This window comes from Pseudomonas amygdali (genome assembly GCF_002699855.1).
Taxonomy (GTDB): domain Bacteria; phylum Pseudomonadota; class Gammaproteobacteria; order Pseudomonadales; family Pseudomonadaceae; genus Aquipseudomonas; species Aquipseudomonas amygdali.
Window position 1 is genome coordinate 1 of record NZ_LKBW01000001.1, and the last position, 14528, is coordinate 14528.

A 14528-nucleotide genomic window follows, 5' to 3' on the forward strand; every position below is an offset into this window, starting at 1 on the left:
CAGGATGCAGGCCGCCAAGGCAGCGTAAGTGGATAATTGTCCAACCTTCGGGGGGCATACCAGAGCGTGAGGAACGACCATTCAACTATCGTGCGACGCTCCGCGTCGCATGCCGTTCTGGACGCTCTGCGTCCGCTCTTGATTGCGCCGTACGGCCTCCGCCGATTTCCCTCCAGCGCACCTCGCCGCTATCATCGCCGCATCTTGTGAGGGACTTATCCGATGCTCAATGGCCTGTGGCTTGGTTTTTTTGTCGTGGCGACGATTTCCGCGCTGGTGCAGTGGCTGGTGGGGGGCAACGCCGGCATTTTTGCGGCGATGGTCGAAAGTATCTTCGCGATGGCCAAGCTGTCGGTCGAGGTAATGGTGCTGCTGTTCGGCACACTGACGCTGTGGCTGGGCTTTTTGCGCATCGCCGAAAAGGCGGGCATCGTTGACTGGCTGGCCAAGGTTCTCGGCCCGCTGTTTCTGCGCCTGATGCCGGAAGTGCCGCCCGGCCACCCGGCACTGGGGCTGATTACCCTCAACTTCGCCGCCAATGCGCTGGGGCTCGACAACGCCGCCACGCCTATCGGTCTGAAGGCCATGCGTTCGCTGCAGGAACTCAACCCGAGCAAGACCACCGCCAGTAACGCGCAGATCCTGTTTCTGGTGCTCAACGCCTCATCCCTGACCCTGCTGCCGGTGACGATCTTCATGTACCGCGCCCAGCAGGGTGCGCCTGACCCGACCCTGGTATTCCTGCCGATCCTGCTGGCCACCAGTGTCTCGACCATCGTCGGCCTGCTGTCGGTCGCGTTCATGCAGCGTCTGCGCTTGTGGGACCCGGTGGTGCTCGCCTACCTCATCCCCGGCGCCCTGCTGCTGGGCACCTTCATGGCCTTTCTCGGCACATTGTCGGCGGCTGCGCTGGCGGGTCTGTCGTCGATTCTGGGCAACCTCACGCTGTTCGGCCTGATCATGATGTTTCTGATCATCGGCACGCTACGCAAGGTGCTGGTCTACGAGGCCTTCGTCGAAGGTGCGAAGGAAGGCTTCGACGTGGCCAAGAGCCTGCTGCCTTATCTGGTCGCCATGCTCTGCGCAGTGGGCGTACTGCGCGCATCCGGCGCGCTGGACTTTGGCCTGGAAGGCATTCGGCATGTGGTGCAGTGGCTGGGGCTGGATACACGCTTCGTCGATGCGTTGCCGACCGCGATGGTCAAACCCTTCTCCGGTAGCGCCGCCCGTGCCCTGTTGATCGAAACAATGCAGACCCAGGGCGTCGACAGCTTCGCGGCATTGGCCGCCGCAACGATTCAGGGCAGCACCGAAACCACGTTCTACGTGCTCGCGGTGTACTTCGGCGCCGTGGGCATTCAGCGCGCTCGCCATGCGGTGGGTTGCGCACTGCTGGCCGAGTTTGCCGGTGTGGTGGCCGCGATCTTCGTCTGCTACTGGTTCTTCGGCGCGACCGCTTCCTGATAGCTCACTGCGCCGGAGCCTGAGGTGCAGATTCCGCAGGCGCTGCCTCCTGCTTTTCCTGCTTCGGCTGATCGGCGGGTGCAGATTCAGGTGTGGCTTCCTCAGCCGAGTCGCCGCCCGGCTTGAGTTTGATTATCCGGCCTGTAGGTCGTTTCACGGCCGGTTGATCGTTGTCAGTGACCACAAAGCGCAGCACGCCGATCATCTGGCCGTCCTCGGTCAGCACCCTCACCTGCCAGCGCCCTGTCACGTCCTCCGGGAAGTTCTGTTTGCGTGTCCAGGCGCGATAGCCTTCCTTGCGTCCGCCGTGAATGTCCAGCGCGATCCGGTCCATCTCTTCGCCTTCATGCCACCACACATGGTAGATACGCTCGTCCAGACCGCGCGGCGCATTGATAGCGGTATACGCATACAGGCCGCCGTTGCGCAGATGTTTGGCGCTGATCAGCGAAATACTGTCGCCTGGTGTGCGGTTCTTGTTATCGAAGTCCGGGCTGACCGCCACTTCGGTCAACCAGAGCGTCGCAGGCGGCACCCAGGAGCGCAGCAACCAGCCCGCCGCGCCGATGGCCAGGATGATGCTGATCACGGCCAGTGCGCTGCGCCAGGTGTTGAGCGGGAAGTTCGACATCAGGCTGGGTGCCGACAGCAGCATCGCCACGCCCAGCGCCAGTTTGTAACTCTCGGCGGTGGTCAGGTGCAGGATGATCGGCAGCGCGGTCAGCAGTGCCGCGAACAGTGTCAGAGTGTGCAACGTCATGAACAGCCAGCGTCTGGGCGCCAGCCACTTGTAGTAGAGAGGGTCGATGATCGAGATCAGCCCGGCGGCGCCAAGCACCGCAGTGAATACCGCCTGACCACTGTTCCAGGTGGTGGTGATGAAAAAGAACGGCAACACGAAAAACAGGCTTTCCTGATGGATCATCTGCGTGCCGTAGCGCAGCAAACCCTGCGGAATCTCGCGGCCCAGCGCCTTGTTGAGCAGCCCGACCATGGTGTTTTCGACCATCAGCCACAGCCAGCTGATCAGCATCACCACGGCGATCCAGGTGGCCAGCCCTGCCTGGCGGTCAACCAGGATAAAACTGGCGATACCTGAAACGAAACCAAACGCCGCAATGAGCCCCGGATAGCGCTGCATCAAGTTGAGCACGGGCGTCACATAGCGGTTCACGTCAAACATTCGGGGGTTCACTCGGTTCTGTTCATACAAAAAACCGCGCAGCGTAACAAGCGCGGCGCGCAGCCAACACCACCAATGCAGTTCGGCGTCAGCATTCTATTTATTGCGTACACGCCAGCGCCACATGGCCAACAAGGCTATCAGGCCCAGCACCCCACCAATCAGCCAATACAGGCCGTCATAACTGAACAGAGGCTTTTCAATTCGCATGTAGCCCGGCTGGGCGAGCAGCTGGCGCATGGCCTGACTGGCTGTCTCCAGTTTCACCGCCTTGATGCGTTTGGCCGGGTCTTCGAAGCGCCCGTTTTCGTAATCATTGAGCGCGCTCCAATAATAGTCGGCCAGCGCACTATTGGCTTGTGTGGCCCACGATTGCCGGTCGATGGCGAGCTGTTGCAACCGCGCAAATGTAGCGGGCTGCATGCCTTCTTTTTGCAGGCGCTCGACCAAACTGCGGATGTCCCGCTCGGCTTCATCGGCATCGTCACGTTCGACATCGGCATTCAGGCTCAAAAACCCGACATCGCCGAACACTTCCCGCTCGGCAGAAGGACCGTACGACAAGCTGTGTTTCAGACGCAGCTCAGTGTAGAGCGTCCAGTCAAGATAGGCTTTGACCAGCTCCCAGGTTTCGTCGTGCTGGTCGTCGAGCTGTGGCTCGGGGTAGATCAGGTGCAGCTTGGCACTCTCGCCCAGCCCGCCGCGCTCAAGCTCGCGTCGCGGCTCGGCTGAACCCGTGCTTTGCGCCAGCGGCGGGTGATCGATGGGGTCGGTGGGTGCCAGTTTGCCGTAAGTGCGCTCCAGATAGGCCGGCAACAGCTTGTCCAGATCGCCAACCACGATCAGCGTCATGTTATTGGGCGCGTACCAGTTGGCGAAGACGTCTTCGATATGGCCCAGCTTGATACCATCCACTTCAGGACGCTCGGCGCATTTGAGGCCCAGCTCCACCGCCAGTTGACTGCTGGCGCTGCGCCCCGAGTCACGCCGGTCAAGCAGGCGCTGCAAGTGTGAAAAGTGCCCGCCATCTTCTCGTTCTACGACTCGTTTGACGCCGTCCAGTCGTGCCTGGCTGAGCTCGGTTCTGGTCATGATCTCCAGCAGCAGGTCGAGCACCTTGCGCTGGTTGCGCGCAGGCGCTTCGATCACGAAGGTGGTATCGGCGTTGCTGGTGAAGGCGTTCCACTCGCCGCCCAGTGCCTGCATGCGCTCCTCCAGCCCCCCTTCACCGCTGTCATCCACGCCGCTGAACAGCAAGTGTTCCAGCAGGTGCGGCAGCTCCTTGTCCTGGCACGGGAAGTCATCGAAGCCGATACCCACCACCAGGCGGATGGCGACGTGACCCTTTTCGGAGCCGGGCTTGAGAAGGACTTGCAAACCATTGGGCAGCAGATAGCCCTCGACCTGAAGGCGGTCAAGGGCAAACGAAGGGAGTGAACCGAGGAGCAGACAAGCGAACAGCAGGCAACGCATAAAACAGCTTTCCTGGCGGGCCGGTATGTTTAACAGACTTCACCTCGGCCCTTACGTTCATAGTGATCGTTCGGGCTCGCTCTCGCTCGACAAGGCCCCGGTGTCGGCCGTTTCCAGTACCACATAAGCGCTGCTGCAAAACAGCGAGTTCAGGCGTTTCATGTCGGCAATCAGTTCCAGGTGCAGCGAACTGGTCTCGATACTCTGCACAACCTTCTGCCGCAGGCGGCTGACGTGAGCATGCGCCAGACGGCGTTCCTGGGCTCGAAAACGGCGTTTTTCACGCAGTAATTGACGCGCGCTTTCCTCGTCACCGCTGAGAAACACCGAGAGCCCCAGACGCAGGTTCGACTGCAACTGGATCTGCAGATCGGCGAGTTCTTCCAGGCCGACTTCCGAGAATGAGCGGCGGTGCGAGGTCTTCTGCTGCTGGATCTTGCGCAGCATGCGTTCGATCAGGCCACTGGCCAGTTCCAGATTGATGGTCAGCTCGATGATCTCTGCCCAGCGCCGGTTATCGTGCTCGCCGAGATCCTCACGCGGCATCTGCGCCAGGTATAGCTTGATCGCGCTGTAGAGCGCTTCCACGTCATCGTTGAGGCGGCGCACTTCCTGAGTGACCGCCGTCTGCGTGCCGCGCAGCACCGCCAGCATCGAGCCCAGCATGCTCTCGATCAAATCGCCCATGCGCAGGGTTTCTCGCACTGCGTTGGCCAGTGCCAGGCTGGGCGTCGACAGTGCGGTCAGGTCCAGATGGCGAGGTTTGGCCAGGCCACCGACCTCGTTCTGCTGCGGCAGCAAGGCCGCGCACAACCGCGCCATTGGGCCAACGGTAGGCAGCATGATCAGGCAGCGCAACGTGTTGTAGATCAGGTGAAAGCCAATCACCAACTCCTGCGGACGAAAGCCCAGCGTGTCGATCCAGGCAACCAGCGGGTTGAGCACCGGAAAGATCAGCAACAGGCCGAACAGCTTGTACAACAGACTGCCCAGCGCCACCTGCCGACCGGCGACGTTCTGCATGCTGGTACTGAGAAAGGCCAGCAGGCCGCTGCCGATGTTGGCCCCGATCACCAGGCCGATCGCCACCGGCAAGCCAATGACTTCCGTGCCCGCCAAGGTGGCCGTCAGCAGAACTGCCGCGAGGCTGGAATAGGAGATCAGCGCAAACATGGCACCGACCAGCGCATCCAGCAGAAGGTCGCCGGTCAACGAGGCAAACAGCACCTTGACCCCGGCCGCCTGGGTGATCGGTGCAGCCGCTGCGACGATCAATTGCAGTGCCAGCACGATCAGGCCCAGGCCGATACCGACCCGTCCCAACTGACCGGCACGGGTCTGCTTGCGCGACAGGAAAAACACTACGCCAAGGAAGATCAGCAACGGCGACAGCCATGACAGATCGAAGGTCAGCACGCGAGACATCAGGGCGGTGCCGACATCGGCGCCAAGCATGATCACCAGCGCAGGCGCCAGCGTCATCAGCCCCTGGCCGACAAACGACGTCACCAGCATGGCGGTGGCGTTGCTGCTCTGCACCATGGCTGTCACCAGAATGCCGGCGATGAACGCCAGTGGTCGCTTGGACATGTTCTGGCTGAGTAAACGACGAAGTTGTGCACCGTAAACACGAAGGATGCCAGTGCGCACGATATGCGTGCCCCAGATCAGCAGGGCGACGGCAGATAGCAAATCGAGCAGGGTCAGCATGCTGAAAGCCCCCTGAGGTTTGCCCGTTCAGGCGATGAATTGAAAGATGTGCATGTAGCGAGCGGGGAAAGGGTGTAACGCTCTACTAAGCTTTTAGTCGGCTATTAGCCTTGGCGCCAGCATCGCACAGGGTGGGATTCATTGAAATAAAAGTGTCATAAATCCGCACCGCAAATGCAAGACCGGACGCGGGAGCGTCGCACGATGGCTGAAGAACTTCGGCACGACAGTTGGGATTATCGTTCCGCACGCTCTGGTATGCCCCCCGAAGGTTGGACAATTATCCACTTACGCTGCCTTGGCGGCCTGCATCCTGAATTCCACAGGACTCAGGCCGTTAAGCTTCAGTTTTATGCGTGAGTGATTGTAATACTCAATGTACTCTTCGATACCCGCTTGAAGCTCATCCAGATCGTTAAATTTGTTCAGGTAGAAAAATTCGGATTTCAGCGTGCTAAAAAAGCTCTCTATAGCCGCGTTGTCATAGCAGTTACCCTTGCGCGACATGCTGGCTGTGATCGAATTCTCATGGAGCAGTCGCTGGTAAATAGGCATCCGATATTGCCAGCCCTGGTCAGAATGCAAAATCGGCTTTTCATCCGGTCCAAGCCGCGTGAATGCTCCTTCAAGCATTTCGTCGACCATGGAGTACAGCGGGCGCCTGGCAATCGCATAGGAAATGATTTCGCCGTTGTACAAATCCATGATCGGCGACAGATAGAGTTTCTGGCCTCCTACTTTGAATTCGGTCACGTCGGTGGCCCATTTCTGACCAAGCCGCGTGAATGCTCCTTCAAGCATTTCGTCGACCATGGAGTACAGCGGGCGCCTGGCAATCGCATAGGAAATGATTTCGCCGTTGAACAAATCCATGATCGGCGACAGATAGAGTTTCTGGCCTCCTACTTTGGATTCGGTCACGTCGGTGGCCCATTTCTGGTTAAGGTATTGCGCTTTGAAATCACGCTTTAGCAGGTTAGGCGCGGCCTTACCTGTTTCGCCTTTGTAGAAACGGTATTTCTTCACGCGTATCAGGCTCTTCAGGCCTAGCTGCCCCATTAGATTAAGGTATTGCGCTTTGAAATCACGCTTTAGCAGGTTAGGCGCGGCCTTACCTGTTTCGCCTTTGTAGAAACGGTATTTCTTCACGCGTATCAGGCTCTTCAGGCCTAGCTGCCCCATTAGTTTCTGCACCGTCTTGTGGTTCACAAGATGGCCCGCCCTGCGCAAGACTGCCGTGATGCGACGATAGCCATACCGGCCCTTATGCTCGTAGAACGTTGCCTGAATCAGGTCCTTCAGCCCTGCGTATTTGTCGTCTGCCAGCAGTACCTTTTGTTGATAGTAAAAAGTGCTGCGTGCCAGACAGGCAAACTTCAGCAGGCCGTCCAGAGAATGCAAAGGCGTCAGTTCTATTACGATTTGCGCTTTTTCTGCTGCGCTATTCGTTGCTTCTTCTGAACCAAGGCATCGAGCTTTTTTAGATAATCGACCTCCATCCGCAGTTGCTTCACCTCGGCAAGCAACTCGTCACGCGAACGCGATTCATCGTCGACTGGAGCGGAATTCACAGGGGGAAGGGTCGTCGTCATCTTTCTTGGGCGTCCAGCTTTCTCAGGGGGCTTTGAGGAGGCGTTAAGCGCACCTTCGTCAAAAAGGCGCTGCCATAGATTGATGATGCCGAACTGACGGATATCGAACAAGGCCGCTGTCTGGCGCAGTGATAATCGCTCATCATGCATGCGCTTCAAAACAGCTAGCTTGAACTCGTCACTGTAACGCTGCCGCTTTTTCTCTTTAAGAGCCGCTGGGCCGTGGATCTGATAAGCCGCGACCCACTGACGAAGACAGGACCTGCCGTCAGGCAGGCCCTAACCAGCCCGAACACAAAAAAACTGATACTCCCTGCATGCGCTTCAAAACAGCTAGCTTGAACTCGTCACTGTAACGCTGCCGCTTTTTCTCTTTAAGAGCCGCTGGGCCGTGGATCTGATAAGCCGCGACCCACTGACGAAGACAGGAAAAGTCCACATCGTGGCGATGCGCAACATCCCTCAACCCTGCCTTGCCGGCACAATATTCTTTCACGGCTGCGAGTTTTGCCTGCACTGTATATTTACCCATGACGCCTCCAAAGGTTGCGTCCAACCTTCGGGGGTCATACCAGAGCGTGAGGAACGATAATCCTGTAACTATCGTGCGGCGCTCCGCGTCGCATGCCGTTCTGGACGCTCTGCGCCCTCTTTACCTATGACAGCCCTGCATCCACCAGCCACTGCTCCAGCCCTTCCAGGTCGGGGATGCGCGCGACGGTTTCGCCGATCTGTACGGCAGCCAGCTCCAGTTCGGCCAGTGGGACGTCGACGTAGCTCAACTGGCTGTCGACTTTGCACGAGCGCGGAATGCCTTGGGTGAGCAACGCGATGAACCTGACGTCGTTACGCCCGCCCAGTGCATTGAGCACTACAATCCGGGCCCGACCACCCACGCGGCTGCGGCCTCCGCAGGCGGCTTCGAAACTGAGCAGCGGCAAGGTCAGCTCGCGCCAGCTGATAGGTCCCAGATACCACTCGGGAGCGCCCGGCTCCGCGCTGCAGTCCTGGTAGTCGATCAACTCGGCGACCGCGACGTTGGGCAACAGCAAATGCCGGTCACTCAACGGCAGCAGCAGGCCGGTCAGGCTGGTCAGGCGACTGGTCTGGAACGTACCTTCAGACATGGATCTGGCTCCAGTAAGCAATACTCTCCAGCAACACGGTTTCCTGATAAGGCTTGCTCAGGTACTCGTTGACGCCCACCGCCATGGCCCGATCCCGGTGCTTCTGGCCCGAGCGGGAAGTGATCATGATGATCGGCAGTTCCTTGAGCTGTTCGTCCTGGCGGATCTGGCTGGCCACTTCAAAGCCGTCCATGCGCGGCATTTCGATATCCAGCAGCATGATGTCAGGCGTGTGCTCCTGCAACAGGGTCATGGCGTCAATCCCGTCCTTGGCGGTCAGCACATGCATGCCGTGGCGCTCAAGCAACCGGCTGGTGACTTTGCGTACCGTCACCGAATCGTCCACCACCATCACCAGCAACGGCCTGGCGTGCTCGGCTTCGTGGTAGACAGGCGCCAACCCTCTGAAAGGCAAGCCCTGCAAGGTACGAATCTGCGCCATCAAGTCGAGAATCAGCACCACACGCCCATCACCCAGAATGGTCGCACCGGAAATGCCCTGCACCCTTGAGAACTGCGTACCAAGGCTCTTGACCACAATTTCGCGTGAACCTGCCAGCGCATCGACCTGCACCGCCACCCACTGATCCTGCAAATGCACCAGCAATACCGGCAGCGGCTGCAATTGCCCGGCAAGCCTGGGTGGACTGCTGCCCAGCAACTCGCCCAGATAACGCAGCTCGTAGCTGCGTCCGCCGTATTGATAGCGCGGCGGGCTGGTCTGGTAATAGCCGTCCAGCTCATTGGCCATGACGCGCACGATGCCATCAACGGTATTGAGCGGCACGGCGTATTGCTCTTCGCCGCAGGTCACCATCAACGCACGGTTAACCGACACCGAAATAGGCAGGCGAATACGGAAGCGCGTGCCCATGCCAGGCACCGAGTCGATGACCATCGAGCCGCCCAGTTGTTTGACCTCGGCATGCACCACATCCATGCCGACGCCACGTCCGGAAATCTGGGTGATGATCTCGCTGGTGGAAAACCCCGCCTGCAGAATGAACGGCAAAACCTCATGGTCGGACAGATCGGCATCCGGATGGATCATGCCGCGTTTGATGGCCTTGCGGCGCACCGCTGCCAGGTCGACACCCGAGCCGTCATCGCTCAACTCGATCACCATATCGCCGCCTTCGTACATCAGCTCAAGGCTGATATGGCCCTGCTCCGGCTTACCGGCAGCGATGCGTTTTTCGGTGCTTTCCAAGCCATGATCAACAGCGTTGCGCAGCATGTGTTCCAGCGGCGCGACCATCCTTTCCAACACATTGCGGTCCATTTCACCGTCGGCATTACCGACCTCGAAATGGACCTTCTTGTGCAGCTCCGAGGCAACCTGGCGTACCACGCGACGCAAACGCGGCACCAGGCGCTCGAACGGCACCATGCGCGTACGCATCAGGCCTTCCTGCAACTGGGTGTTGACCCTGGCCTGTTGCGACAGCAGCGTTTCAGCGTCGCGGGCCCGCGCACCGAGGGTTTCCTTGAGGTCCATCAGGTCGGAGGCAGACTCGAAAAGCGCACGCGACAACTGTTGCAACTGCGAATGACGGTCCATTTCCAGCGGGTCGAATTCCTCATAACCCAGCCGCTCGGCCTGAACCTGCTCGCGACTGAGAATACGGCCTTGGGTTTCCATATCCAGGCGACGCAATTGATCGCGCATCCGCTCGATAGTGGTTTCAACTTCCAGCAGCGCGACCTGCGAATCCAGAATCTGCTGTTCGATCCGCCCACGGAAAATAGACGTTTCACCGGCCAGGTTGACCAGGTCTTCCAGTTGCTCGGCGGGCACCTTGACCATTTCCGGCCCACTGCGCTCGACCTCGCCGTCAGCAGCAGACGCGACGGCCACCACCGATTCCGGGCCGGTTTCAAAGGCTTGCGCAACCACCGGCTCGCCCACCGGTTCATCGCTGGCCAGTCTGCGGATGCTTTCAATCAGCAGCGAGGCATCAGGCAGCGGCTTTTCGTTACGCACTGCGTCGAGCATATCGGCCAGCACATCGTGACCGCTCTGCAACAGGCTGATCGTCAATGGCGCAGGCTGCAGGTTGCCGGCAGAAAGCCCTTCGTAAAGCGTTTCCAGCTCGTGGGCGAGGTCGCCTATCGGGGCGATTTCGACCATCCGCGCACCGCCCTTGAGGGTGTGCAGGTCGCGCAACAGGTTTTCGACTTCCAGCAGGTTGTGCGGATCGGCCTGCCAGCGGGCCAGCGCAGCGCCCGAGCTTTCGATGATATCGAAACCCTCCTCAAGGAAGACTTCACGCAGCTCGGTGTCATGTTCGGGAAGATCTTCGCTGGCCGCTGGCGGTGCCTGCACATCAGACCCTGAGCTCTCGAGCGTACGACAGCGGCCCAGCGCTTCGATCAAGGCCGAGGGATCACTGAGCGCTTCCTGCCGATACAACTGCTCCAGCAGAATCGCCAGATGGTCGTGACTCTCGTGCAGCAGTTCGGCCAGCGCTGGCGAATGGTTGAAGCGCCGGTCGATCAAGCCTTCGTAGAGGTTTTCCAGTTCGTGGGCAAGGTCGCCCACCTCGGCCACCTCGGCCATCCGCGCGCCGCCCTTGAGGGTGTGCAGGTCGCGCTGCAGTGAGGCCAGCGGCGCAGAGTTTTCCGGATCAGCCAGCCAGCGCTGTAAGGCCTGACCGGCGCTGTCGAGGATATCGACGGCCTCTTCCAGAAATATCTCGACGATCTCGTCGTCCGGGCCGGCAGTTTCAGTGTGCTCGGCCTCACTGGCCAATTGCTCGGTGGCCGCGTTGAGCTCGGTAACGCTCAGGGTCCGGTGGCCATCGCTCTTGACCAGTCCGGTCGCTGAAGGGTCCAGCGCCTGATCCAGCAACTGGTTCAAGGCTCGCACGCACTCGGGACGTGGTTCGACGTCCTGACCGGCAGCCACCTGATCAAGCATATTGATCAACGCTTCGTGGGCGCTCTCTGCTGCATCGAAAAAGCGTTCGCTGACCGCCAGGCTGCTTTCCTCGACCGCCCCGTATAGGTCGAGCAAGGCTTCGCAGAGCTCATCGACCTGCGGCAGATCGGCCAGATGCGCGCCGTGCCCCAGCGTGGTCAGTTCATCGAGCAACGCGCTCAGTTCCTGACGTTCGCCGGGGTGCTGACGCCAGCGCCGCAACAGGTTTTCCGCGTCCAGGACGATGTCCATGCCTTCGGCCAGAAAGCCGGCAAGCAGCGTGGGATTGCGCTTGATCCGCAGGCCACTGTCCGACTCGCGCAGCACCACGGTGAGGCGCTCGTTGAGCAGCGCCAGAGCCGCTTCGATCAGCTGCGCAGCACCCGCAATGGCTGCCAGCGGGGTTGTGTCGAGTTGCTTGAGCCCGCTGTGCAACAACGGTTCTGCGCTGCGCAGCAGGGCGAGTTCGGGCGCGCCGATGTCGATAAGGTTGGCTTTGTATTCACGCACCAACTGGTCGAGCGGGCTGGCCAGCTCGGCAATCGGCAACACGCCGGCCATGTGTGCGCTGCCTTTGAGGGTGTGCAGCGCACGCAGCACAGCGTCGCTGATCGAAGGCGATGCCGATTGTTCCGCGTTGTCGAGGAAGCGACCCAGGGTATTCAGATGCCCGAGCGCTTCCTGACGGAAAATTTCCAGCAATTGTGGATCAAGCGCTTCGCCTGGTACTGGGTCAGGGGCTGCAGGCAGTACCGGCAGCTCAAGCCCATTGGCCAGCGCATGGGCACGGGCCGCCAGCAGGTCGACATCGTTACGCAGGCGCTGCGCATCCTCGGCGAAATCGCGAATCACCGACGGCAGCAGCGTCAGCACTTCGCTCATCAATTGCTGAACTTCAAGGCCCGGCAGCACATCGCCTTCCAGCACCGGGTTGAGCAGGTTCTCCACCGACCAGGCCAGTTCGCTGAGAATCAGCGCACGCACCATCCGGCCGCTGCCCTTGAGGGTATGAAACGCCCGGCGCACTTCGGTCAGTGCGGTGCTGTCCCAATGGCCGCCGCTGCCCAGTGAGGCAAACCAGCGCGGCAGATACTCGCGCAATGCGTCGAGCACCTCGTCTGCCTCTTCCAGAAAGACTTCGCGCAACTCGTCGTCCACCGCCTCTTCGTCTGCCGAGGGCGGCAACAGGCTGGTGGGTACGTTGCGGGCAGGCGGATTGACTGCCGACACCGGGCTGGCAAGGACCTGAGCAATGGTTTGCGCAGGGCTGACCAGCGCCTTGCGATCATCCAGTTCCAGCAACTCATCCTGGGTGATGATTTCTTCCAGCAGCGGCACTTCAAGGGTGTCGGCAGCGGGCGTATAGCCCAGCCGCGCCAGGCTTTGCTGAGCCATGTCGAGGACCTGATCACCCGGCGCTTCATGGTCTTCGAGCATGCGCTCCAGGTAATACTCGATGCCAGTAATTGTATCGGCCAGGCAATCGAGCTGAACCCAGCTGGGACGGGTTTCGTCCACCAGCAGGTGTTCCTGAATGTATTCGTTGCAGGCGGCCAGCAGGCTGGCAGCACGGGCCAGCGGGATCATCGCCAGCGCACCGCGAACCTGCACGATCAGCGCGCAAAGCGGGTCGAGCCGCTGGCGGTCCCACTCACCGTCGATGTAATCGAGGATCACGTCCTTGGCCTGCTGCAACACCGTGCGGGCTTCGCGAATCACCAGTTGATGAATTTGCGTCAGGTCAGTGGTCGGCAGGCGGCTTTCTTCACGACTGGCCTGTTCGTTGCTCCCGGCCATGCCCGCAAGGGTCGATTCGACGTAGAGCAAGGCGCCCGCAACATCCATCAGCGCGCCGTCGCTGGGCTCGCGCTGCCCCTGCGCCAGCCCCAGAACGACAGAAAGCTGATCGATGATCACCTTGCGCGGCTGGCCGAAGCCAAGCACTGCAAGGGTATCGGCGATCTGCCGCAGCGGCGGCAGCAGCGCGTTGAGTTCACTGACATGCTGGCGGTCACCGCGCACGAACACATCGAGCCGTTCCTTGACCCGGACCAGCCCTTCGCACAGGGCTACGATTACCGAGCGCATGGCGTCGCGGTCCGGCCCGGCCATGCGTGCGCGCTCTTCGTTGACCACATCGTTGCCGGGCAAGGCATCGGCCAGCGCGTACTGGTCTTTGAGGTCGAGCATCTTCGGTGCCAGGCTGTCGGACTTGGCGATGTAGAACAGCAGGCTTTTCAGCAGCTCTTCGGGGGCCGGCTGATTGATGCCGGTCACGCCCTGCTCGGCCAGCCGCTTGAGTTCCTTGTCGGCATCCTTCAGCAGGCTGCGCAGGGCCGGGCTGTTGGTGAAGTTGCCGTTGAGCATGGTTTCGACCAGCGCCGAGGCGATTCGCCAGAGCGGACCGAGCGGCGCGTCCTCGCATAACTGCTCCAGCCGGGCAAACACCTTGGCCATGTAACCGAGCTGGGTCTGAACGCCCTGCTCGCGCATCAGGCCCGCCAGCGCCGCCTGCAAGGTCTGACGCAGCTTGCGCAGCAGGTTGGGCAATTCAGGGGTATTGCGCCGCGCCAGTTCCTGGTCATCGAGCGCAGGAACGACGACCAGTTGCGGGGCGAACAGGCTGGTTTCCGAGAGCAGACTTTCGCCCCGCGCACTGCGCAGGTCATTGAGCAACGGCAACACCACCAACGGCAGGTCCCGGCGCGCAGAGTGGATACGTTCCAGATAAACCGGCAACTGACTCATGGCCTGAATCAGCAGTTGCTCGGACTCCGCCGGATGGCTAACACGGTTCTGCTGGACCGCCAGCGCCAGTTGCTCGATTTCCTCGGCCAGCAACGCCGCGCCGTAAAACTCGATCATCTGCAGGCTGCCGTGAACCTGATTCACCAGGTTCAGACATTCGGCCATCGCCGCGCTGTTGGCCGGGTCTTCGATGAAGGCATCCAGCTCGTTGCGGGCCTGGCGCAGCGTTTCGGCGATTTCGCCCTTAAGCCATTCAAGGGCCACGTAATCGTGACGATCAGCCATGACGAGTACCGCCTGTTACCCAATCA

At 60.4% G+C, this 14528-nt stretch carries 8 protein-coding genes; 1 reads left to right on the forward strand and 7 read right to left on the reverse strand.

The features are described from left to right. Positions 1–222: 222 nt before the first annotated feature. Positions 223–1464, forward strand: a complete 1242-nt coding sequence (locus AO277_RS00005; protein WP_044319993.1) for a spore maturation protein — start codon at positions 223–225, stop codon at positions 1462–1464. 4 nt (positions 1465–1468) lie between these two features. Here the strand turns inward: AO277_RS00005 and AO277_RS00010 are convergent, their stop codons facing one another. From AO277_RS00010 to AO277_RS00050, 7 genes are all read right to left on the reverse strand, one after another. Next, a complete protein-coding gene (locus AO277_RS00010; protein ID WP_044319994.1) occupies positions 1469–2647 on the reverse strand; it encodes a DUF5924 family protein in 1179 nt (392 codons plus the stop codon). A 96-nt stretch (positions 2648–2743) separates the two neighbouring features. Continuing rightward, entirely contained in the window at positions 2744–4120 is a 1377-nt protein-coding gene (locus tag AO277_RS00015) for a M16 family metallopeptidase (RefSeq protein WP_044319995.1), read from the reverse strand. A gap of 57 nt (positions 4121–4177) precedes the next feature. Next, on the reverse strand, positions 4178–5830 hold the full coding sequence (locus tag AO277_RS00020; RefSeq protein WP_044319996.1) for a Na/Pi cotransporter family protein: 1653 nt from the start codon (positions 5828–5830) through the stop codon (positions 4178–4180). A 288-nt stretch (positions 5831–6118) separates the two neighbouring features. Then, positions 6119–7572 (reverse strand): IS3 family transposase gene (locus AO277_RS29835; protein ID WP_442757254.1). Its coding sequence is split into 2 segments (ribosomal slippage): positions 6119–7314 and positions 7314–7572, totalling 1455 coding nucleotides; the frame shifts between segments, so codons are not numbered across the junction. A gap of 118 nt (positions 7573–7690) precedes the next feature. Beyond that, entirely contained in the window at positions 7691–7954 is a 264-nt protein-coding gene (locus tag AO277_RS00040; RefSeq protein ID WP_371411859.1) for a transposase, read from the reverse strand. A 124-nt stretch (positions 7955–8078) separates the two neighbouring features. Beyond that, complete coding sequence (locus AO277_RS00045) at positions 8079–8549, reverse strand: chemotaxis protein CheW (RefSeq protein WP_044317467.1); 471 nt, start codon at positions 8547–8549, stop codon at positions 8079–8081. Continuing rightward, positions 8542–14502, reverse strand: a complete 5961-nt coding sequence (locus tag AO277_RS00050) for an Hpt domain-containing protein (RefSeq protein ID WP_044317466.1) — start codon at positions 14500–14502, stop codon at positions 8542–8544. Before AO277_RS00050 ends, AO277_RS00045 begins: the two co-directional genes overlap by 8 nt. Between the last annotated feature and the right edge of the window lie 26 nt (positions 14503–14528).

Bases quoted from the DNA above. Each gene is read 5' to 3' on its own strand.
- AO277_RS00005 (WP_044319993.1), top strand. From the start codon at position 223: ATGCTCAATGGCCTGTGGCTTGGTTTTTTTGTCGTGGCGACGATTTCC.
- AO277_RS00010 (WP_044319994.1), bottom strand. From the start codon at position 2,647: ATGTTTGACGTGAACCGCTATGTGACGCCCGTGCTCAACTTGATGCAG.
- AO277_RS00015 (WP_044319995.1), bottom strand. From the start codon at position 4,120: ATGCGTTGCCTGCTGTTCGCTTGTCTGCTCCTCGGTTCACTCCCTTCG.
- AO277_RS00020 (WP_044319996.1), bottom strand. From the start codon at position 5,830: ATGCTGACCCTGCTCGATTTGCTATCTGCCGTCGCCCTGCTGATCTGG.
- AO277_RS00040 (WP_371411859.1), bottom strand. From the start codon at position 7,954: ATGGGTAAATATACAGTGCAGGCAAAACTCGCAGCCGTGAAAGAATAT.
- AO277_RS00045 (WP_044317467.1), bottom strand. From the start codon at position 8,549: ATGTCTGAAGGTACGTTCCAGACCAGTCGCCTGACCAGCCTGACCGGC.
- AO277_RS00050 (WP_044317466.1), bottom strand. From the start codon at position 14,502: ATGGCTGATCGTCACGATTACGTGGCCCTTGAATGGCTTAAGGGCGAA.